Source organism: Streptomyces sp. NPDC034049 (assembly GCF_055575575.1).
The window spans coordinates 268,120-287,711 of the sequence record NZ_JBVISJ010000008.1; the positions used below are offsets into that span (position 1 = coordinate 268,120).

Consider the following 19,592-nt stretch of genomic DNA (forward strand, 5'->3'; position numbering starts at 1 on the left):
CCCGGTTCAGGGGAGCGGCCCGTAAGGGGCGCGGGGAAGCGCGAGCAACCACGACGAACCCGCACCCGGCGGACGGCCTACCGCTCCCCACCCCTACGCCGCTCCCGCTCCCGGTCCCGCTCACGCCGCATCCCATGCACCTGCTCACGATGGGCCGCATGCAACTCACGCCGGGCTTCACGGCGTTCCAACCGCTCCTGCCGCCGGGCCTCCTTCAGCCGCTGCCGCTCGGCCTTGGGCACCTTGCGCTCGACCCCTACGCCGCCCCAGAACGCGAACCCGGTGATGATCACCCGAGGCGCCCCGGGGTCCCCCGGCACGCCCTCCTCGCTGTGGTCGAACCCGCCCATCACCCCGACGCCCCGGACCACGACCTCCACCCCGGGCGGCACGACCACATTGATCCCGCCCATGATCGCCACGCAGTTGATGGTGACCTCACGCTCCGCGAAGTACGCGTCCCGCAGGTCCAGTTCGCCGCCGCCCCAGAACGCGAAGCAGTCGAACCGCTCGGGCACGGTCCACCGCCCCTTGCGCTCGAACCCGGACATGATCGCCACACCCCAGGTGGACGACCCGTCGCCCCCGACGATCCGTTCCGGCCAACTCGCGTGCTCCGCAGGCCCCTTGACCAACGACACGGATGGCTGCGGCACGACGGCCGGCGGCGCCACGGCCCCCGCGCCGGGCAGGTCCCGGGTGATCGGCGCCAACTCGCCGTACGTCCGCGCCTTGTACGTCGCGTCCAGCCGCTCCTCGAACTCCTCCATGTCGAGCCGCCCCTCCGCGAGGGCGTCCCGCAGTTGCTCGGAGACTCGTTCACGATCGGCGTCGGAGGCACGAAGGTCCGCGGCGGCCGGAAGATCCGGCAGGTCGTCCGTCATACGGAGCAGCGTACGAGGAACCCCCCACGGCGGGCTACGACACGGCCGCCCCCGGCTCCCCCGCCTCTCCCCCCACCCGCTCCGCCTGCTGCGCGTACATCTGGGCGATCACGGCCTCGATGTCCGGCTCCCGCACGGACAGGTCCACCAGCGGATACGCGGACGCGATCCGGGCCACCAGCGGGGCCGCCGACTCCGACGCCGGGAACGCCAGCCACTGCCGGGGCCCCTCCACCCGTACGACCCGGGCCGGCGCGGCCTCGATCGGCGGCAGCTCCCGCTCCAGGTCCACGACGAGCGTCCGCTCGCTCTCGCCCACCTCGTGCAGCCCCGTCAGCGGCCCGTCGTACATCAGGCGCCCGTGGTCGATGACCATCACCCGGCGGCACAACTGCTCGATGTCCTGGAGGTCGTGCGTGGTGAGCAGCACGGTCGTGCCCCGCTCGGTGTTGAGGTCCTTGAGGAACTCGCGGACCCTGGCCTTGCTGATGACGTCGAGCCCGATCGTCGGCTCGTCCAGGTACAGCACCTCGGGGTCGTGCAGCAGGGCGGCCGCGATGTCCCCGCGCATCCGCTGCCCGAGCGACAGCTGCCGTACGGGGACGTCCAACAGCTCGCCCAGTTCGAGGAGTTCGACGCACCGGTCGAGGTTCTCGCGGTAACGGGCGTCGGGGATGCGGTACATGCGGTGCATCAACGCGTACGAGTCGATGAGGGGCAGGTCCCACCACAGGGTCGTCCGCTGCCCGAACACCACCCCGATCCGCCGGGCCAGCCGCGTCCGTTCCCGGGAGGGGTCGATGCCGGCCACCCGCAGTCGGCCCCCGCTCGGGGTCAGGATCCCCGTCAGCATCTTGATGGTGGTGGACTTCCCGGCCCCGTTCGGCCCGATGTAGCCGACCATCTCGCCGCGCGCCACCGTGAACGAGAGGGAGTCGACCGCCCGCACCTCACGCCGCTCCCGGCGCAGGAACCCGGTCTTCTTGCGGACGTCGAAGACCTTCTCGACGCGGTCGAGTTCGATGAACGCGCCGTCTGTCGCGAATGCGTTGTCCGCCACGAATGCGTTGTCTGCCACGCTCAGCTCCCTGTACTCCGATACGAACGCAGGCCCGCCCGCCAGGCCACCCCCGCCAGGGCGCAGCAGGCCACCCCGACCAGCGGGGGCGCGAAGGCCAGCCAGTCCGGCAGGTCGAGGGGGTAGGGGCGGCCCAGGACGTACAGTCCGGGCACCCAGTTGACGAAGGCGAGCGGCAGGACGAAGGTCACCCCGCGCAGCAGGTCCTTGGCGAAGAGGGCCGGCGGGTACTGCAGCAGGGTCGCGCCGCCGTACGTGAAGGCGTTCTGCACCTCGGAGGCGTCCTGCGCGACGAACTGGAAGGCCGCGCCCCCGATGAACACCGCGGCGAAGATCAGCCCCCCGCTGCCCACCATCAGCGGGATCATCAGCACCTTGACCGGGGTCCAGGCGATGTCGAGCGTGGCCAGGGCGTAGCCGAGGACGAACAGCCCCTGGGTGACCCGGCCGAGGCGGCGCAGCGCGAACTTGTCGGCGGCGACCTGGGCGAGCACCGGCACGGGGCGTACGAGGAGGGTGTCCAGCGTGCCGTCGCGGACCCGGCGCCCGAGCCGGTCCATCGAGCCGATCATCAGGTCGGCGAGACCGAAGGCGACGGCGGAGGTGCCGTAGAGCAGGGCGATCTCGGGCAGGGCGAACCCGCCCAACTCGTCGACCTGGGAGAACATCAGCAGGATCGCGACGAAGTCGAAGGAGGTCGCCGCGAAGTTCCCGAAGGTCGTCATGGCGAAGGAGGCGCGGTAGGCCATCGTGGAGCGGATCCACATGGCGGCGATCATGCGGTAGGCGCGCAGCCCGTCCCGGGCGCGGCTGGTCAGGCCGTACTCGCCGAAGGGGTGCTCCCCGGCCGCCCCGTCTCCCGCCCTCCCGTCGGCGGTGCGCCCGGCGCTCCCGGCCGAGGGCCGCTCGTCGAGGTCAGCCACCCTGGACCACCACCTTCCGGGTGGCCGCCGACTGGATCAGCCGTCCGACCGCGAGCAGGGCCGCGGCCCAGGCGAGCTGGAAGGCGTACGTCCCCAGCGGGTCGGCCTCGCCGAGCAGGACGTCCGCCGGGGCCTGGAGCAGCGCGGACCAGGGCAGGACGCGGGCGAGGTCGCCGAGTGCGCCGGGGAAGACGTTCAGCGGGAGGAGCATCCCGGAGAAGAAGACTCCGGTGAGCCAGGTGATCTGCATCGCTCCGGCGCCGTCGAGGAGCCAGAAGGCCCACAGCGCCACGATGTAACGGATCGCGAAGCTGACGAGGGCGCCGAGGGCGACCGCGACGAGACAGGCGAGCCAGGGCAGCGGGCCGGAGGGCAGCGTCAGGTCGAAGAAGAGGGCGCCGCACACCATGGGCACGACACCGCGTCCCAGCAGCTGGAACAGGGCGCGGCCCATGTCGGCGGCGAGCCACCACAGCTGGAGGTCGACGGGCCGGTACAGGTCGACCGCGATGTCGCCCGTTCGGATCCGCTCGATCAACTCCTCCTCGAAGCCGACGCTTCCCAGCACCATGACCGCGAACATGGCCTGGCCGACCCAGACATAGGTGAGGGCCTGCCCTTGGTCGTAGCCGCCGAGGTGGGGCTTCTCGTGCCAGAGGGCCATGTAGGTGTATGCGAGGATGAAGCCGAAGACGGTGTTGGTGAACACCCCCGCGGCGGTGGCCACCCGATATGTCGCGTACCGCCTGAAACCACCGGCGGCGACGGCGGCGTACAACCGCCCTGTGCCCACGAGGAAACCCCCATCCGCTGCGAAGAGTTAGGCGAAAGGCCGAGGCCTGGACCGATTCGGGCCGAAGCGAAGAAGCCTAGTCCGCGGCCGGAGTGGCCTGCCACACGTTTTCGGGGCGGACCACGGGGCGGACGGGGCACGTGCCGTGATCCGGGAACGGATCGCACGGTACGAGAGTCTTCACTCAGGGGCGCAGAACCGGCCCGGAGTGGGCGCAAAGCGTACGAGTCCGTACGGAAATGAACGTACGACGCGGAAACAGGAGCACGGCAGCACGATGAGCGACGAGCCGCAGCCGAAGCGGAACGGCCCGGGCTGGGCACCGAGAGACCCGGAGCGACGCACTCCGGGCACACCTCCGGGGTCCGGCGCCGACGCCGCCAGGAAAACGCCCACCGGCGACCCCAGGCCCGACCCGACTCCGGGCAGCCGACCTGACGCGCCTTCCGCCGGACAGTCCGAAACACCTTCGGGCGGCCGGCCCGGCACGGCTTCCGGCGGACGGCCGGGCACGCCTTCCGGCGCACGGCCCGGCGAGACCTCCGGCGGACGACCCGGCCCGGCATCCGGCGAACAGTCCGGCACAGCTTCCGGCGCACGGCCCGGCACGCCTTCGGGCGCACGGCCCGGCGAGACCTCCGGCGGACGACCCGGCTCGGCTTCCGGCGGACGCCCCGGCACCCCGTCAGGCGGACGCCCCGGCGAGACATCCGGCGGACGCCCGGCCACGCCTTCCGGCTCACGGCCTGACGCGGCTCCCGATGGACGGCCCGGCGCGACAACCGGCGGACAGTCCGGCACAGCTTCCGGCCCACGGCCCGGCACGCCTTCCGGCGGACGCCCCGGCGAGACCTCCGGCGCACGGCCTGACGCGACTTCCGGCGGAAAGCCCACCCGCTCGTCCGACGCGTCGCAGGGCGGTCGGCCCGGTGGGGTGTCCGGCGGCCGCTCGGCGGCGGCGCCCAGCGCTCGGGCCGGGGAGTCGTCGGACGGCGGGCCCGGAGCAGCCTCCGACAGGCGGTCCGGAGCACGTCCGGACGTGCCGCCCGCGGCAGCGCCCGGCAATCGGCCCGGTGCCGTGCCCGGCGGCAGGCCCGGCGGGTCGGCCGGGGGCCAGGTCGGCTCCACTCCGCCCGGCTCGGCATCCGGTGCGAAGTCCGGTGTCGCGGGTGGACGCGCGGCGCAGGGCGAGTCCGTGTCGCCCTCCCGAGACGGCCAGGCCGGCGCAGTCAGCGGCGACCAGGACGGCAGCGGGCGTGGCGGTGACTCCACCGGCGCTCCTGAGGCCGGGCGCGACGGCAAGGCGGCCGGCGTACCGGACGCCAGGGCGGCGAGGGCCGCCCGCGCGGCCCGCGCCGCCAAGGCCGCCGGGATCACCGGATCCGCCGGTGCGGCCGCGGCCGCCGGTGCCGCCACATCCTCCGGTGCTCCCGGCGCCGCAGGGTCCTCCAGCGCTGCCGGCACTGCCGGTGGCAAGCAAGCCGGGTCCCGGGGCTCCAGCCCAGCCTCGGCCTCCGGCGCCGAGGCCGCCGGCCCCCGCACCCCCCGTACACCCGGCGCGGCAGCGGGCGGCGGTGTCGACGACACGCCCACCACCACCCTGGGGATCACCCCGGCCGCCCGGAAGCCGGCGGCCCCCGCGTCCGCGCGGCCCGTCGCCGACACGCCCACGCAGGCGCTCGGCGTCGTCCCCGCCGACAAGGCCGCCCCCAGGACGGGCACCACGACCGCCGCCGCGACGGCCTCCGCCGCCGCACCCGCCGCCGCGCCCGACATCACCCCCGCCCCCGCGGGCGGCGGCAAGGGCAAGAAGCCCAAGCGGCCCAAGCGCACCGGCTTCCGGCGGCTGATCCCCACCTGGCGCATGGTGCTCGGCACCGTCGTGGTCGGCCTCATGCTGATCGCCGGCGCCTTCGTGCTGGGCTACAACATGGTCCACATCCCCAAGCCGCAGGACGCCGCGACCAAGCAGTCCAACGTCTACCTGTACGCGGACGGCACCCAGATCGCCCGCGACGGCGAGGTCAACCGCGAGAACGTCCCGCTGTCGAAGGTCTCCAAGGCCGCCCAGCACGCCGTACTGGCCGCCGAGGACCGCGACTTCTACTCCGAACCGGCCATCGACCTCAAGGCGATGGTCCGGGCCGCCTGGAACACCGCGACCGGCAAGGGCAAGCAGTCCGGCTCCACCATCACCCAGCAGTACGTGAAGAACTACTACCTGGCCCAGGACCAGACCGTCACCCGCAAGGTGAAGGAGTTCTTCATCGCGATCAAGCTGGACCGCGAGGTCACCAAGGACGAGATCCTGGAGGGCTACCTCAACACCAGCTTCTTCGGCCGCAACGCCTACGGCATCCAGGCCGCCGCCCAGGCCTACTACGGCGTGGACGCCGACGAACTCACCGCCGAGCAGGGCGCCTACCTCGCCGCCCTGGTCAACGCGCCGAGCATGTACGACGTCGTCGCGCACCCCGAGAACAAGGGCGCCGCGGTCGCCCGCTGGAACTACGTCCTGGACGGCATGGTCAAGGAGGGCTGGCTCAAGCAGTCCGAGCGGACCGGCGCCAAGTTCCCGATGCCGAAGCAGGCCACCACCTCGACCGCCTTCTCCGGCCAGCGCGGCTACCTCGTCGAGGCCATCAAGTCGTACCTGTACGACCACAAGATCATCGACGAGGAGGCGCTGGAGAACGGCGGTGGCTACCGCATCACCACCACCATCCAGCCCAAGATGCAGGACGCCTTCATCAAGGCCGTCGACGACCAGCTGATGGACAAGCTCGACAAGAAGAACCGCAAGGCCGACAACTACGTCCGCGCCGGCGGGGTCTCCATCGACCCGAAGACCGGCAAGGTCATCGCGATGTACGGCGGCATCGACTACACCAAGCAGTACGTCAACAACGCGACCCGCCGCGACTTCCAGGTCGGCTCCACCTTCAAGCCGTTCGTGTTCACCTCCGCCGTGGAGAACGCCTCCAACACCCAGAGCGGCCAGGCGATCACCCCCAACACCGTCTACGACGGCACCAACAAGCGCCCCGTGGTGGGCTGGCCCGGCCCGGTGTACAACCCCGAGAACGAGGACTACGTCAACTACGGCAACATCTCCGTCCGCCAGGCCACCCAGAGCTCGGTGAACTCGGTGTACGCGCAGATGGCCGTGGACGTCGGCCCCGAGAAGGTCGAGAAGACCGCGATCGACCTCGGACTGCCCAAGAACACCCCGGACATGAACCCGTACCCGTCCATCGCCCTGGGCACCGCCACCGCGAGCGTTCTCGACATGACGGAGGCGTACGCCACGCTCGCCAACCACGGCAAGCACGGCACGTACACGATGATCGAGAAGATCAGCAAGGACGGCGAGGTCGTCAAGCTCCCGACCACGGAGTCCACGCAGGCCGTCAGCCGCAAGGCCGCCGACACCACCACCTCCATCCTGCAGAGCGTCGTGCAGAGCGGCACCGCCACCGCGGCGCAGGCCTCCGGCCACCCGGTCGCCGGCAAGACCGGCACCGCCGAGGAGGACAAGGCCGCCTGGTTCGCCGGCTACACCCCCGACCTCGCCACCGTCGTCTCCGTGATGGGCCAGGACCCCAAGACGGGCGCCCACAAGCCGCTCTACGGCGCGATGGGCCTGCCCCGTATCAACGGCGGTGGGGCGCCCACCGAGATCTGGGCGCAGTTCACCAAGACCGCGCTGAAGGGCAAGAAGGTCAAGGAGTTCGACCTCGACCTCCAGGTCGGCGCGGACGTCGTGATCACCCCGCCCAGCACCCCGGCCGATGAGCCGGACGCCACCGGCGACGAGGAGACCACCGGCGACCCCACGGGCGGCGAGGAGACCGCCGACCCGACGGACAGCGGCGGCACCGACGACGGAGCGACCGACGGCGGCACACCCACGACCGACGGCGGCGCGTCCGCCACGGGCGGCACGGCGACGGACGGCGGAGCCACCGCCGACGGAGGAGCCACCGCCGACGGCGGGGCCGCGAACGGCGGAGCCACGGCGGACGGAGGGGCCTCGGACGGCGGCGCCACCGCCGACGGAGGAGCGGCGCAGGGCGGAGGGACCTCGGAGGGCGACACCTCGGTGGGGCCGTTCGGGTAGCCGCGGCTGCTCAGTGACCGGAGGTGGCCTTCAGACCCACCACGGCCACGAGCAGCAGACAGACGAAGAAGATCCGGGCGGCGGTGGCCGGCTCCCCCAGCCACACCATGCCGAACACCGCCGCCCCGGCCGCCCCGATGCCCACCCACACGCCGTACGCCGTGCCGATGGGCAGGGTGCGGGCGGCGTAGGAGAGCAGCAGCATGCTGGCGACGATCCCGACACCGGTCAGCACACTGGGCAGCGGGCGGGTGAATCCGTCGGTGTACTTCATCCCGATCGACCAGCCGACTTCGAGCAGACCGGCGACGACGAGCAGAACCCAGGCCACGACGAGCACCTCCGTGAGAGATCAACGGGTGAGTGCGTCGTCTTTCTCTCCTGGCGGACCCGGTACGGCGCGTCTCGTCGGGTTCCTTCAAACATAGCAAGCAGACGCCGTGAGGGGCTGGTGACCATGGTCACCAGCCCCTCACGCCTATGAAAGCAATGCCTACAGATACAGGCCCGTGGAATCCTCCGACCCCTCGAACCGGTCCGCGGCCACGGCGTGCAGGTCGCGCTCCCGCATCAGGACGTACGCCACGCCCCGGACCTCGACCTCCGCGCGGTCCTCCGGGTCGTAGAGGACCCGGTCGCCGGGCTCGACGGTGCGGACGTTCTGGCCGACCGCGACGACCTCGGCCCAGGCGAGACGCCGGCCGACGGCCGCCGTCGCGGGGATCAGGATGCCGCCGCCGGAACGCCGCTCGCCCTCGGCCGTGTCCTGCCGCACGAGCACACGGTCGTGCAGCATCCGGATGGGCAACTTGTCGTGCTGGGTCTTCTCGCTCACGCCCCGAACCTACCTGTCCCCGTCAGACCCTACGACGCCGAGTACCGAGCGCGAGGAGCCCGACGACGGCGACGACCGCGAGAGCGACGGGCACGATGCGCTCGACCCGGGGCACGCCGTCCTCGTCGACGAACTGCCCGCGGACGTCGCTGACCACACGGTTGACCGAGACGTACGCCGCGCCGAGGGTGTGGTCGATGTTGGAGACGACCTTGGCCTTCGCGTCGCCCACGATGGTCCTGGGATGGACCCGGACGCCGATCTCGTCGAGCGTCTCGGCGAGGGTGTCGCGGCGGCGCTTGATGTCCGCCTCGATCTCGGCCGGGGTCCTGATGTCCGAGCTCTCCGCCACCGCGCGGCCTCCCGTAGTCGGTTGTCCCTGAAATCCCTTGGTTACGGACAGTCTGTCAGCTCCACCCGGCGCGGCACCGCCAGGGCCCGCCATTACGCTGGACCGATGAGCGAGCGACTCCAGCCCGGCGACGTGGCCCCCGCCTTCACCCTCCCGGACGCCGACGGCAACGAGGTGTCCCTGTCCGACCACAAGGGCCGCAAGGTCATCGTCTACTTCTACCCGGCCGCCCTGACCCCTGGCTGCACCAAGCAGGCCTGCGACTTCACCGACAACCTGGAGCTCCTCGCGAACGCCGGGTACGACGTCATCGGCATCTCCCCCGACAAGCCCGAGAAGCTCGCCAAGTTCCGCGAGAAGGAGTCCCTGAAGGTCACCCTTCTCGGCGACCCCGACAAGACGGTGCTGGACGCCTACGCGGCCTTCGGCGAGAAGAAGAACTACGGCAAGACCTACATGGGCGTCATCCGCTCCACGATCATCGTCGACGAGGAGGGCAAGGTGGAACACGCCCTCTACAACGTCCGCGCCACGGGTCACGTAGCCAAGATCATCAAGGACCTGGGCATCTGAGTCCCACGCCCCGCCGACCGAGAACGGCCCGTACCACGTCACCGGTACGGGCCGTTCCGCATTCCGGACGCAACTGTCCGACCATCGGCTCGTTACTCCGTACGAGGTCGCGAACAGATGACCGGAACGGAGGGGTTCGATGGGGTCGAGCGGCTACACCAGGAGCGACTGGAGGAGGCGGCTCGGGGGGGGGCACGGACGCTGTCGGAGGCGCTGGGGAGGCTGGGGGTGGATCCGAAGAGCTCGACGCGACGGTACGTCTTCGATCGGATGAAGAAACTGGGGGTGGATGTCTCGCACTTCGAGCGGGAGGGTGCGAAGTGGACGCGGGAGATCCTCCAGGAGGCCGTCACGGCCTCGACCAACATGTGCGAGGTCCTTCGACATCTCGGGCTTGAGGTCGTCGGCGGGCAGCATACGCACATCAGCCGCCGGATCAAGGCGTACGGCATCGACATCTCGCACTTCCAGGTGCCGACCCAGCGGGGCAAGGCATGGCGTCCCCGAACGACAGAAGGCCTGCTCGTCGAGCAGCAGACCGGCCAGGCTCGACGCATCCCGAGCGATCGGCTCAAGTGGGCGATGACGACCACCGGCGTACCGGAGCGATGCGCCATGTGCGGTACGGACGCGATGTGGCGAGGGCAGCCGCTCCCCCTGGAGGTCGACCACATCAACGGCGACTGGCGCGACAACCGCATCGAGAACCTGCGATTGCTGTGCCCCAACTGCCACTCGACGACGGACAGTTACCGGGGCCGCGGCAAAGGTCGTGCTTCGTGAGCAGCGGTGTGCGGTACACCCGGGAGCGGCTGGAGGAAGCAGCGGCGCAGTGCTCCGACATCGAGGAGGTCATCGCCTTCTTCGGCACACCGCCCTATGGCCAACTGCGCCGCCATCTCTTTCGCCGCTTCGACCGGTTCGGGATCGATGTGTCCCACATGCCGCGGCAGGGGCGAGCGAGAACGACCCCCGGCAGGCCCCCCGCCGCCGACCTGCGCCGAGCCGTCGAGGAAGCGACCAGCCTGGCAGGCGCTCTCCGCGCTCTGGGGATGGAGCCCTACAACACCAGGTTGCGCGCCCAGCTCCGCTGCTGGATGACCGAGGCCGGCCTGGACACCTCCCACTTCTTGGGCCAGGCGCACCAGCGTGGCGGGCCGGGCACCACACCACTCAGGAGCGCCGAGGACATCCTGATCCGGCACGATGGCGCACGTCGGACGAGAACGCACCTGCTACGAAGGGCGCTCGCGGAAGTGGGCGAACCCGAGAAGTGCGCGGAGTGCGGTATCGGCCCCGAATGGCTCGGCCGGCCCATGACCTTGGAGGTCGACCACGTCAACGGGGACTGGCGGGACGATCGGCGGCAGAATCTGCGGCTGCTGTGCCCCAACTGCCATGCGATCACCAGCACCTGGTGCCGAGGTGGACGACGACGCTCCGCCCAGCGTACGCCGCCATACCGGTAGCATGGCGGCGTACGCGGCCGTGGCGGAATTGGCCTACGCGCAACACTTAGGATGTTGTGGGAGAAATCCCTTGAGGGTTCGAGTCCCTCCGGCCGCACACCATTGATTCGAAGGCCCGCCTCCACCAAGGCGGGCCTTCGTCATCAGCCCAACAGCTCCCGCAGCACCGGCACCAAGCCCCGGAACGCCTTGCCCCGGTGGCTGATCGCGTTCTTCTCCTCCGCCGTCAGCTGGGCGCAGGTGCGGGTGTCGCCCTCCGGCTGGAGGATCGGGTCGTAGCCGAAGCCGTTCGTGCCCACCGGCGCATGCCGTAGGAGGCCCCTCAGCTGCCCCTCGACCACCCGTTCCGTGCCGTCCGGCAGGGCCAGGGCCGCCGCGCAGTTGAAGTGGGCGCCGCGGTGTTCGTCGGCGATGTCGCCGAGCTGGGCCAGGAGCAACTCCAGGTTGGCCTTGTCGTCGCCGTGGCGGCCTGCCCAGCGGGCGGAGAAGATGCCGGGGGCGCCGTTCAGGACGTCGACGCAGAGGCCGGAGTCGTCGGCGATGGCGGGGAAGCCGGTGGCGCGGGCGAGGGCGTGGGCCTTCAGCAGCGCGTTCTCGGCGAAGGTGACGCCGGTTTCCTTGACGTCGGGGATGTCCGGGTAGGCGTCCGCGCCGACGAGGTCGTGGGTCAGACCGGCGTCGGCGAGGATGGCCTTCAGCTCGGTGAGCTTGCCGGCGTTGCGGGTGGCGAGGATCAGGCGGGTCATGCCCCCAGTATCGCGATCCCCGCCGCCCGGCTCCGCCGAGTACCGCCGGGTTACGACGTGCAGACCTTCGTCAGTTCGCCCGCCGCGTCCGTGATGCCGCTGATGTCGGGGGTCGTGTCGCCGTTCTCCACGGCGGTCTGGGTGTCGGTGACGGCCTTCTGGAGCGAGTCGACGGCCTTGTTGACGTCGGCGTTGTCGGTCTTGTCGCCGATGTCGTCGAGGTTCTTGTCGATGGAGGCGAGGGACTCCTCCAGCTGCGTGGGGTCGTCCGCCGCGGTCTGGACGGCCTGCTGGAGGTCGTCCACGCTCTGGGCGATGGCGTCGGCGGTCTGGACGCAGTCCAGGGCCTTGTTCACGGCGTCGCAGCCGGTGGTGAGCCCGGCCGTCAGCGCGACGGCGGCTACGGCTCCGGCGATGGTGGTCATACGACGTCGTCGGCTCGCGGCCATGGAACGGTCCTCCTGATGGACTGGTTGCAGGCCTGACGGCCCCCTGTGTGATGCACGAACGGCTACTGCGGTGTGGCCGGGCGCACGGTGGTGTGCCGTGCGCCCGTGTCTGCAAGGACGCGGACGGGGTCGCCGCGGTTGCCACCGGCGGCCTCGCCCTTGGTGCGCCCTTTACCCTTCTTTACCTTTCGAGGACCGTATCAAGTGCCTTGCGCTGAAGGGCGGCCAGTTCGTCGCAGCCGGAAACGGCCAGGTCCAGCAGGGAGTTGAGCTCCTCGCGGGCGAACGGCTCGGCCTCGGCGGTGCCCTGGACCTCGACGAAGCGGCCGTCGCCGGTGCAGACGACGTTCATGTCGGTGTCGGCCTTCACGTCCTCCTCGTAGCGGAGGTCGAGGAGCGGGACACCGCCGACGATGCCGACGGAGACGGCCGAGACGGTGCCGGTGAGGGGCTGCCGGTTGGCCTTGATCAGCTTCCTGCCCTGGGCCCAGGCGACGGCGTCGGCCAGCGCGACGTACGCGCCGGTGATGGCTGCCGTACGGGTGCCGCCGTCGGCCTGGAGGACGTCGCAGTCGAGGACGATCGTGTTCTCGCCGAGCGCCTTGTAGTCGATGACGGCGCGCAGGGAGCGGCCGATGAGGCGGGAGATCTCGTGGGTGCGGCCGCCGATCTTGCCGCGCACGGACTCCCGGTCGCCGCGGGTGTTGGTGGCGCGGGGGAGCATGGAGTACTCGGCGGTCACCCAGCCCTCGCCGCTGCCCTTGCGCCAGCGGGGGACGCCTTCGGTGACGGAGGCGGTGCAGAAGACCTTCGTGTCGCCGAAGGAGATGAGGACGGAGCCCTCGGCGTGCTTGCTCCACCCGCGTTCGATGGTGACCGGGCGGAGCTGTTCGGGCGTGCGGCCGTCGATTCGAGACATGCCGCTGAGCTTAGGGGGTGTCGTGGGACACCCCCTCACCGCACCGGGGCGCTACATCATGTCCTCGATCTCGGCGGCGATGGGGTCGGCGTCGGTGCCGATGACGACCTGGATCGCGGTGCCCATCTTGACGACGCCGTGGGCGCCGGCGGCCTTGAGGGCGGCCTCGTCGACGAGGGAGGCGTCGTGGACCTCGGTACGCAGGCGGGTGATGCAGCCCTCGACCTCGTCGATGTTGTCGAGGCCGCCGAGCCCGGCGACGATCTTCTCAGCCTTGGTGGCCATGGCGCTTCTCCCTGATGACCGTGTGGATCCGGTGGATCGCGTGACCCGTGTGGACCGTGTGGACCGTTGCGAGTCGTTGCGAATCGTTGGCGACTGGTCTACACCACGCGGGGGGCGCCCGCCAAGCGCGGGGCCCGTCGGGCGGCGCGAACGGGAGGCGGAGCGGGGGTGACATCACGAAGGCATAAAACGGGAATCGCGGGTTCCTTGGCTGCCCCCGGCCGTGCTACAACAGGTCTACACCACTGAATGGTGTAGACCTCTCCCGTGCTGCCCTCCCCCACACTCCCGTCCCTGGGTGGCGCCCTGCTCTCATGGAGGAAGTTGTGACCACGGCCAGCGCCGCTCCCGCGGCCGCAGACAACAAGGGCCCCGGCTGGGGCTCCCGCACCATGGCTGTGCTGCAGCGTATCGGCCGCAGCCTGATGCTGCCGGTCGCCGTTCTGCCGGCCGCCGCCCTGCTCGTCCGGCTCGGCACCGACGACATGCTGGGCAGCAAGTCGCTCCCCTGGTTCATCACCAAGTTCGCGGGCTTCATGGCCGCCGGCGGCGGTGCCATCCTCGACAACATGCCGCTGCTGTTCGCGGTCGGCATCGCGATCGGCTTCGCGAAGAAGTCGGACGGCTCGACCGCCCTCGCCGCGGTCGTCGGCTATCTCGTCTTCCAGAAGGTCCTCGGCACCTTCACCGACGCGAACCTCCCCCAGGTGGGCACGGTCGTCGACGGCAAGGTCGTGATGGTGGACGCGTCCGTCAACGCCGGTGTCCTCGGCGGTGTGGTGATGGGCCTGGTCGTCGCCCTGCTCTACCAGCGCTTCTACCGCACCAAGCTGCCCGACTGGGCCGGCTTCTTCGGCGGCCGCCGCCTGGTGCCCATCCTGGCCGCCTTCGCGGGCCTGCTCATCGGCATCGTCTTCGGTTACATCTGGCCGGTCCTCGGCGCGGGTCTGCACCACTTCGGCGAGTGGCTGGTCGGCTCCGGCGCGGTCGGCGCGGGCATCTTCGGTGTGGCCAACCGCGCGCTGATCCCGGTCGGCATGCACCACCTGCTGAACTCCTTCCCGTGGTTCCAGGCCGGTTCGTACGAGGGCAAGAGCGGTGACATCGCGCGCTTCCTGGCCGGCGACCCGACCGCCGGACAGTTCATGACCGGCTTCTTCCCGATCATGATGTTCGGCCTGCCGGCCGTCTGTCTCGCGATCTACCACACGGCCCGCCCCGAGCGCCGCGCGGTGGTCGGCGGCATGATGTTCTCGATGGCGCTGACCTCGTTCGTGACCGGTGTCACCGAGCCGATCGAGTTCACGTTCATGTTCATCGCCCCCGTCCTGTACGCCATCCACGCCGTGCTCACCGGCATCTCCCTGGCTCTGACCTGGGCGCTCGGCATGAAGGACGGCTTCGGCTTCTCGGCGGGCGTGATCGACTTCGGCCTCAACCTGGGCATCGCCACGAAGCCCTGGGCCCTGCTCCTGGTGGGCGTGTGCTTCGGCGCCCTCTACTACGTGATCTTCCGGTTCGCGATCGTCCGCTTCAACCTGCCGACCCCGGGCCGGGAGTCGGACGAAGAGCTGGCGGAGCTGCAGAAGGCGGAGGCCAAGTAGCCGCCGCGGCTCCCCCGAGCACGAGGAAGGCCCCCGGAGTCCGCTCCGGGGGCCTTCCTCGTACGACGTGCTCGCATCCGTACACCTGCTCGGACCACGTACGGCGTCCTCAGATCTCGTACGACCTCCTGGGCACCGCCAGCTCCACCGGGCCGTCGTACACCGCGCGGGCGTCGACCAGGTTGACCTGGGGGTCCGTCCACGGCGGGACATGGGTGAGGAGGAGACGGCGGGCGCCTGCCCGGGCGGCCGTCTCACCGGCCTCGCGGCCGTTGAGGTGGAGGTCCGGGATGTTCTCCTTGCCGTGCGTGAAGGCGGCCTCGCACAGGAACAGGTCGGCGTCGCGGGCCAGTTCGTCCAGGGTGTCGGTGACGCCGGTGTCCCCGGAGTACGTCAGGACCCGGCCGGCGTGTTCGATCCGGATGCCGTAGGCCTCGACGGGGTGGGCGACCCGTTCCGTGTGGACGGTGAACGGGCCGATCTCGAACGTGCTCGGCTTGACCGTGTGGAAGTCGAAGACCTCGCTCATGGAGGAGGCGGACGGGGTGTCGGCGTAGGCCGTGGTCAGGCGCTGCTCGGTGCCCTCGGGTCCGTAGACCGGGATGGGGTCGCAGCGGCCGCCGTCGTGCCGGTAGTACCGTGCGACGAAGTACGCGCACATGTCGATGCAGTGGTCGGCGTGCAGATGGCTGAGGAAGATCGCGTCGAGGTCGTAGAGACCGCAGTGGCGCTGCAACTCGCCCAGGGCACCGTTGCCCATGTCGAGGAGCAGCCGGAAGCCGTCGGCCTCTACGAGGTAGCTCGAGCAGGCCGATTCCGCGGAAGGGAACGACCCCGAGCAGCCGACGACGGTGAGCTTCATAGGAGCTGTAACCTCCGCGCTGGCGTGAAGTCGTGACAGTCGTGTCAGTCGTGACGTGCAGACGGGTTGCGGATTGCAGTTGGCGGGGTTGCGAAGGACGGACATGGGTGCAACACGAGTGGTGCGGTCCGTTGAGCGTAAGGCGCAAAAGGGTGCGTCGCTCCTCCGCCAGGGGCCGTTGTGGGCGAACTCACCTGTGCTGTCACCGGTTCGGCTGGTGGTGGGCCTTCGCGGCGCACACGCGTGCGACGAGGGCGGCGTGAGGAGGGTGCGTTGTCGGGTGCGGGTGAGGAGGGTGCGTTGTCGGGTGCGGGTGCGTGGGGCTTCTCGCGCAGTTCCCCGCGCCCCTGAAAAGCAGGGGCTGCGCCCCGTGCTTTTCAGGGGCGCGGGGCCTGGTCTTTCAGGGGCGCGGGGAACTGCGCGACCAGCCCCCACGCACCCGCACCCGACAACGCACCCGCACCCGCCGACGAAACAGGCGCCCCCGAGCCATGAGGCGCCGGCGCCCTATGCCCAGAGCTGGCCCTGCAACGTCTCGATGGCCTCTTCCGTCGTCGCGGCGGTGTAGACGCCCGTCGACAGGTACTTCCAACCGCCGTCGGCGACGACGAAGACGATGTCGGCCGGCTCGCCGGACTTGACCGCCTTGTTGCCGACTCCGATCGCGGCATGCAGCGCGGCCCCCGTGGAGACGCCCGCGAAGATCCCCTCCTGCTGGAGCAGCTCCCGCGTGCGCGTCACCGCGTCGGCGGAGCCGACGGAGAAGCGGGTGGTGAGGACGGACGCGTCGTAGAGCTCCGGCACGAACCCCTCGTCGAGGTTGCGCAGGCCGTACACGAGGTCGTCGTAGCGCGGTTCGGCGGCGACGATCCTGACGTCCGGCTTCTGCTCGCGGAGGTAGCGGCCCACGCCCATCAGGGTGCCGGTGGTGCCGAGCCCCGCCACGAAGTGCGTGATGGAGGGCAGGTCCGCGAGGATCTCCGGGCCGGTCGTCGCGTAGTGGGCACCCGCGTTGTCGGGGTTGCCGTACTGGTAGAGCATCACCCAGTCGGGGTGCTCGGCGGAGAGTTCCTTGGCGACGCGTACGGCCGTGTTGGAGCCGCCTGCGGCCGGGGACGGGATGATCTCGGCGCCCCACATGCCGAGCAGCTCACGCCGCTCCTGTGAGGTGTTCTCGGGCATGACGCAGACCATGCGGTAGCCCTTGAGCTTGGCCGCCATGGCGAGGGAGATGCCCGTGTTGCCCGAGGTGGGCTCCAGGATCGTGCAGCCGGGGGTCAGCCGTCCGTCCTTCTCCGCCTGTTCGATCATGTGCAGGGCGGGCCGGTCCTTGACCGAACCCGTCGGGTTGCGGTCCTCCAGCTTCGCCCAGATCCGGACGTCGGCGGACGGCGACAGCCGCGGCAGGCACACCAGAGGGGTGTTGCCCACCGCGGCCAGCGGGGAGTCGTAGCGCATGGGTGATCAGGCCATGCCGCCGGCCACCGCCGGCAGGATCGTCACGTTGTCGCCGTCGGACAGCTTGGTGTTGATGCCCTCCAGGAAGCGGACGTCCTCGTCGTTGAGGTAGACGTTGACGAAGCGGCGCAGTTCACCGCCGTCCACGATGCGGGCGTGGATGCCCGTGTGGCGGCTCTCCAGGTCGGTGAACAGCTCGGCGAGGGTGGCACCGGCCCCCTCCACCGCCTTCTGACCGTCGGTGTACTGGCGGAGGATGGTGGGGATGCGGACCTCGATGGCCATGGTGTGCGGCTCCTGTCGGGAGTGGTCGGGGCGGTGGGCGCGCGGCGGCGCGACGCGCGGTGGTCACACGGGTGAGGGCGCCGCGGCTCACGGCCGTACGGCGGCAGGATCGGCGTCAACAGATGGCGCTGGCAAGCCTGCACAGGTCGACGTGCAGCCGCGCCACGAGCAGTGCGCCCGGCGTCTTCTCGCTCACGTCGTCAAGAACCATGGGCTCATCGTATCGATTCCCGCTCCGGGTCCCGGAATGTGATCCCACATGCCGGACGGTTTCGGGCCGGGGAGCGAGACGCCGCACCTCAGCGGCCGTACGGCTTCAGGCGGAGCGCCGTACGACGAGTCGCGTCGGGGTGACCACCGACGACTGGGGTCCGGGGGCTGTCGCCCCGCCGGGCGTCGGGTTGTCGTCGGTGGGGCCGAACAGCAGGCGGGCCATCAGCCGGCCCATGCCCTCGATGTCCTGGTGGACGGTGGTCAGTGGCGGATCGGTGTGCTCGGCGATGGGCGCGAGGTCGTCGAAGCCGACGACGGCCACGTCGTCCGGCACGCGGCGGCCCCGCTCGCGCAGCACCTGGAGCGCGCCGGAGGCCATGAGGTCGGAGCCGACGAAGACGGCGTCCAGGTCGGGGCAGCGGTGAAGGAGCGCGGTCATCGCGTCGACGCCGCCCTGCCGGGTGTAGTCGGAGTGTTCGACCAGGAGGGGCGAGGCGTCCGGCAGGACGTCCCGGTAGCCGTCCAGGCGGTCGACCGCCGAGGCCTCCTGGTCGACGGGGCCGGTGATGGTGGCGACGCGCTCGCGGCCCAGGGCGACCAGGTGGCGGACGGCCTCGCGGGCGCCGCCGCGGTTGTCGGCGTCGACGTACACGCGGTCGTGGGCGGGCTCTCCGTCGCGGACCAGCGGCCGGCCGCCGAAGACGGCGGGCAGGCCGAGCCGGTCGATCATGCCGGGCAGCGGATCGTCGGCGCGCAGGGAGAAGAGCAGGGCGCCGTCGACGTGACCGCCGCCGAGGAAGTCGCCGACCCGTGGGTACTCCTCGGGTTCCTCCAGGAAGAGCAGGACGGGCTGGGCGCCGTGGGCCACCAGTTCCTTGCGGATGCCGCGGAGGTGGAGGTCGAAGAAGGGGTCGATGAAGAGGCGGTTCTGCGGCTGGCTGGCGACGACGGCGATGGCGTTGTTGCGGCGGGTGACCAGCTGGCGGGCGGCGGAGTTCGGTACGTAGCCCAGTTCGTCGATGACCTCCCGGACCCGTTCGACGACCTCCGCGCGCACCTTGTCCTCGCCGTTGATCACCCGCGAGACGGTGGACTTCGAGACCCCCGAGCCGCGTGCCACGTCGTCGAGGGTGGGGCGCCGGCCGGGCAGTCGTCGCGTCTGTCGTGTCAACACCGTCTCCGTCGCGGGCCGTTGGGTGCGTGCGCGTGCGTACGCATGGGCACGACCACCGTAGCCGCGAACGGGGTCCGCCGACGGTTCAGTACGCGTCGACGATCCGCACTTCCTCCTCGGTGACCTCGCCCTCGACGATCCGGTACGAGCGGAACTGGAAGTCCCCGAGGCCGTCGGTGTCGGCGGTGGAGACGAGGACGTAGTGAGCGCCGGGCTCGTTCGCGTAGGAGATGTCCGTACGGGAGGGGTAGGCCTCGGTCGCCGTGTGGGAGTGGTAGATGACCACCGGCTCCTCGTCGCGGTCGTCCATCTCGCGGTAGAGCTTGAGCAGGTCGCCCGAGTCGAACTCGTAGAACGTGGGCGACATGGCCGCGTTCAGCATCGGGATGAAGCGCTCGGGGCGGTCCGAGCCGGCCGGTCCGGCGACGACGCCGCACGCCTCGTCGGGGTGGTCCTTGCGCGCGTGGGCGACGATCTGGTCGACGAGGGCCTGGGTGATGGTCAGCATGCTCGTCAGCATATGCAGAAGGGCTGTTCCGTACCGGGGGGTGGTACGGAACAGCCCACATG

General features: G+C 70.6%; 22 protein-coding genes, 1 tRNA gene and 1 riboswitch. Of the genes, 6 read left to right on the forward strand and 17 right to left on the reverse strand.

Annotation, left to right across the window (positions count from 1 at the left end):
* Positions 1–77: 77 nt before the first annotated feature.
* From ACZ52C_RS24305 to ACZ52C_RS24320, 4 genes are read right to left on the reverse strand one after another with little or no spacing between them, the layout of a single operon-like run.
* The gene (locus ACZ52C_RS24305) at positions 78–884 is read right to left on the reverse strand and encodes a DUF1707 SHOCT-like domain-containing protein (RefSeq protein ID WP_469076722.1); all 807 of its coding nucleotides are present in this window, start codon (positions 882–884) and stop codon (positions 78–80) included.
* Between the two features lie 34 nt (positions 885–918).
* The gene (locus tag ACZ52C_RS24310) at positions 919–1,962 is read right to left on the reverse strand and encodes an ABC transporter ATP-binding protein (protein ID WP_469076723.1); all 1,044 of its coding nucleotides are present in this window, start codon (positions 1,960–1,962) and stop codon (positions 919–921) included.
* A gap of 2 nt (positions 1,963–1,964) precedes the next feature.
* On the reverse strand, positions 1,965–2,885 hold the full coding sequence (locus ACZ52C_RS24315; RefSeq protein ID WP_469076724.1) for an ABC transporter permease: 921 nt from the start codon (positions 2,883–2,885) through the stop codon (positions 1,965–1,967).
* Positions 2,878–3,678 (reverse strand): ABC transporter permease, encoded by an 801-nt coding sequence (locus ACZ52C_RS24320; RefSeq protein WP_469076725.1) that lies wholly within the window; start codon positions 3,676–3,678, stop codon positions 2,878–2,880. Before ACZ52C_RS24320 ends, ACZ52C_RS24315 begins: the two co-directional genes overlap by 8 nt.
* Before the next feature lie 1,864 nt (positions 3,679–5,542).
* On the opposite strand from ACZ52C_RS24320, the gene ACZ52C_RS24325 reads away from it, so the two are divergent.
* A complete protein-coding gene (locus ACZ52C_RS24325) occupies positions 5,543–7,798 on the forward strand; it encodes a transglycosylase domain-containing protein (protein WP_469076834.1) in 2,256 nt (751 codons plus the stop codon).
* Positions 7,799–7,808: 10 nt separating this feature from the next.
* Here ACZ52C_RS24325 and ACZ52C_RS24330 read toward each other — a convergent pair whose 3' ends face one another.
* From ACZ52C_RS24330 to ACZ52C_RS24340, 3 genes are all read right to left on the reverse strand, one after another.
* Complete coding sequence (locus ACZ52C_RS24330; RefSeq protein WP_469076726.1) at positions 7,809–8,129, reverse strand: DMT family transporter; 321 nt, start codon at positions 8,127–8,129, stop codon at positions 7,809–7,811.
* A 31-nt stretch (positions 8,130–8,160) separates the two neighbouring features.
* Positions 8,161–8,235: riboswitch (guanidine-III (ykkC-III) riboswitch) on the reverse strand.
* A 56-nt stretch (positions 8,236–8,291) separates the two neighbouring features.
* Complete coding sequence (locus tag ACZ52C_RS24335; protein ID WP_033525031.1) at positions 8,292–8,633, reverse strand: GroES family chaperonin; 342 nt, start codon at positions 8,631–8,633, stop codon at positions 8,292–8,294.
* 22 nt (positions 8,634–8,655) lie between these two features.
* A complete protein-coding gene (locus ACZ52C_RS24340) occupies positions 8,656–8,985 on the reverse strand; it encodes a DUF3618 domain-containing protein (RefSeq protein ID WP_469076727.1) in 330 nt (109 codons plus the stop codon).
* A 105-nt stretch (positions 8,986–9,090) separates the two neighbouring features.
* Between ACZ52C_RS24340 and bcp the strand changes: the two genes are divergently transcribed.
* The 4 genes from bcp (at position 9,091) to ACZ52C_RS24360 (ending at position 11,124) form a co-directional block, all read left to right on the forward strand.
* On the forward strand, positions 9,091–9,558 hold the full coding sequence (gene bcp, locus ACZ52C_RS24345; protein WP_060884539.1) for a thioredoxin-dependent thiol peroxidase: 468 nt from the start codon (positions 9,091–9,093) through the stop codon (positions 9,556–9,558).
* A 228-nt stretch (positions 9,559–9,786) separates the two neighbouring features.
* On the forward strand, positions 9,787–10,341 hold the full coding sequence (locus ACZ52C_RS24350; RefSeq protein WP_469076728.1) for an HNH endonuclease: 555 nt from the start codon (positions 9,787–9,789) through the stop codon (positions 10,339–10,341).
* Positions 10,338–11,027: an HNH endonuclease gene (locus ACZ52C_RS24355; RefSeq protein ID WP_469076729.1), complete on the forward strand. Its 690-nt coding sequence runs from the start codon at positions 10,338–10,340 to the stop codon at positions 11,025–11,027. The genes ACZ52C_RS24350 and ACZ52C_RS24355 overlap by 4 nt, the downstream gene beginning before the upstream one ends.
* A 13-nt stretch (positions 11,028–11,040) precedes the next feature.
* Positions 11,041–11,124: transfer RNA gene (locus ACZ52C_RS24360), tRNA-Leu, on the forward strand.
* Between the two features lie 46 nt (positions 11,125–11,170).
* On the opposite strand, the gene rdgB is transcribed toward ACZ52C_RS24360, so the two are convergent.
* From rdgB to ACZ52C_RS24380, 4 genes are all read right to left on the reverse strand, one after another.
* Positions 11,171–11,773: an RdgB/HAM1 family non-canonical purine NTP pyrophosphatase gene (gene rdgB / locus ACZ52C_RS24365; protein WP_469076730.1), complete on the reverse strand. Its 603-nt coding sequence runs from the start codon at positions 11,771–11,773 to the stop codon at positions 11,171–11,173.
* A gap of 50 nt (positions 11,774–11,823) precedes the next feature.
* A complete protein-coding gene (locus ACZ52C_RS24370) occupies positions 11,824–12,222 on the reverse strand; it encodes a hypothetical protein (protein ID WP_469076731.1) in 399 nt (132 codons plus the stop codon).
* A gap of 181 nt (positions 12,223–12,403) precedes the next feature.
* The gene (rph, locus tag ACZ52C_RS24375) at positions 12,404–13,141 is read right to left on the reverse strand and encodes a ribonuclease PH (protein WP_086798492.1); all 738 of its coding nucleotides are present in this window, start codon (positions 13,139–13,141) and stop codon (positions 12,404–12,406) included.
* 51 nt (positions 13,142–13,192) lie between these two features.
* Positions 13,193–13,426 carry a PTS sugar transporter subunit IIB gene (locus ACZ52C_RS24380; RefSeq protein WP_045560653.1) on the reverse strand — a complete coding sequence of 78 codons (234 nt, stop codon included), beginning with the start codon at positions 13,424–13,426 and terminating at the stop codon, positions 13,193–13,195.
* A 326-nt stretch (positions 13,427–13,752) separates the two neighbouring features.
* Here ACZ52C_RS24380 and ACZ52C_RS24385 point away from each other — a divergent pair, with 326 nt between their 5' ends.
* A complete protein-coding gene (locus ACZ52C_RS24385; protein ID WP_469076732.1) occupies positions 13,753–15,030 on the forward strand; it encodes a PTS transporter subunit EIIC in 1,278 nt (425 codons plus the stop codon).
* 109 nt (positions 15,031–15,139) lie between these two features.
* Here ACZ52C_RS24385 and ACZ52C_RS24390 read toward each other — a convergent pair whose 3' ends face one another.
* From ACZ52C_RS24390 to ACZ52C_RS24415, 6 genes are all read right to left on the reverse strand, one after another.
* On the reverse strand, positions 15,140–15,892 hold the full coding sequence (locus ACZ52C_RS24390) for an MBL fold metallo-hydrolase (RefSeq protein WP_469076733.1): 753 nt from the start codon (positions 15,890–15,892) through the stop codon (positions 15,140–15,142).
* Positions 15,893–16,399: 507 nt separating this feature from the next.
* On the reverse strand, positions 16,400–17,350 hold the full coding sequence (locus ACZ52C_RS24395; protein ID WP_086798498.1) for a PLP-dependent cysteine synthase family protein: 951 nt from the start codon (positions 17,348–17,350) through the stop codon (positions 16,400–16,402).
* Between the two features lie 6 nt (positions 17,351–17,356).
* The gene (locus tag ACZ52C_RS24400; protein WP_013003250.1) at positions 17,357–17,635 is read right to left on the reverse strand and encodes a MoaD/ThiS family protein; all 279 of its coding nucleotides are present in this window, start codon (positions 17,633–17,635) and stop codon (positions 17,357–17,359) included.
* 115 nt (positions 17,636–17,750) lie between these two features.
* Positions 17,751–17,846 (reverse strand): putative leader peptide, encoded by a 96-nt coding sequence (locus ACZ52C_RS24405; protein ID WP_309474684.1) that lies wholly within the window; start codon positions 17,844–17,846, stop codon positions 17,751–17,753.
* Positions 17,847–17,951: 105 nt separating this feature from the next.
* Positions 17,952–19,019 carry a LacI family DNA-binding transcriptional regulator gene (locus ACZ52C_RS24410; protein ID WP_469076734.1) on the reverse strand — a complete coding sequence of 356 codons (1,068 nt, stop codon included), beginning with the start codon at positions 19,017–19,019 and terminating at the stop codon, positions 17,952–17,954.
* Between the two features lie 88 nt (positions 19,020–19,107).
* Complete coding sequence (locus ACZ52C_RS24415; RefSeq protein WP_045560658.1) at positions 19,108–19,530, reverse strand: M67 family metallopeptidase; 423 nt, start codon at positions 19,528–19,530, stop codon at positions 19,108–19,110.
* Positions 19,531–19,592: the final 62 nt, after the last annotated feature.

Excerpts from the sequence above, each read along its gene's own strand:
- ACZ52C_RS24305 (WP_469076722.1), bottom strand. The coding sequence starts at position 884 with ATGACGGACGACCTGCCGGATCTTCCGGCCGCCGCGGACCTTCGTGCC.
- ACZ52C_RS24325 (WP_469076834.1), top strand. The coding sequence starts at position 5,543 with ATGGTGCTCGGCACCGTCGTGGTCGGCCTCATGCTGATCGCCGGCGCC.
- bcp (WP_060884539.1), top strand. The coding sequence starts at position 9,091 with ATGAGCGAGCGACTCCAGCCCGGCGACGTGGCCCCCGCCTTCACCCTC.
- rdgB (WP_469076730.1), bottom strand. The coding sequence starts at position 11,773 with ATGACCCGCCTGATCCTCGCCACCCGCAACGCCGGCAAGCTCACCGAG.
- ACZ52C_RS24370 (WP_469076731.1), bottom strand. The coding sequence starts at position 12,222 with ATGGCCGCGAGCCGACGACGTCGTATGACCACCATCGCCGGAGCCGTA.
- rph (WP_086798492.1), bottom strand. The coding sequence starts at position 13,141 with ATGTCTCGAATCGACGGCCGCACGCCCGAACAGCTCCGCCCGGTCACC.
- ACZ52C_RS24380 (WP_045560653.1), bottom strand. The coding sequence starts at position 13,426 with ATGGCCACCAAGGCTGAGAAGATCGTCGCCGGGCTCGGCGGCCTCGAC.
- ACZ52C_RS24390 (WP_469076733.1), bottom strand. The coding sequence starts at position 15,892 with ATGAAGCTCACCGTCGTCGGCTGCTCGGGGTCGTTCCCTTCCGCGGAA.
- ACZ52C_RS24395 (WP_086798498.1), bottom strand. The coding sequence starts at position 17,350 with ATGCGCTACGACTCCCCGCTGGCCGCGGTGGGCAACACCCCTCTGGTG.
- ACZ52C_RS24400 (WP_013003250.1), bottom strand. The coding sequence starts at position 17,635 with ATGGCCATCGAGGTCCGCATCCCCACCATCCTCCGCCAGTACACCGAC.
- ACZ52C_RS24405 (WP_309474684.1), bottom strand. The coding sequence starts at position 17,846 with ATGGTTCTTGACGACGTGAGCGAGAAGACGCCGGGCGCACTGCTCGTG.
- ACZ52C_RS24415 (WP_045560658.1), bottom strand. The coding sequence starts at position 19,530 with ATGCTGACCATCACCCAGGCCCTCGTCGACCAGATCGTCGCCCACGCG.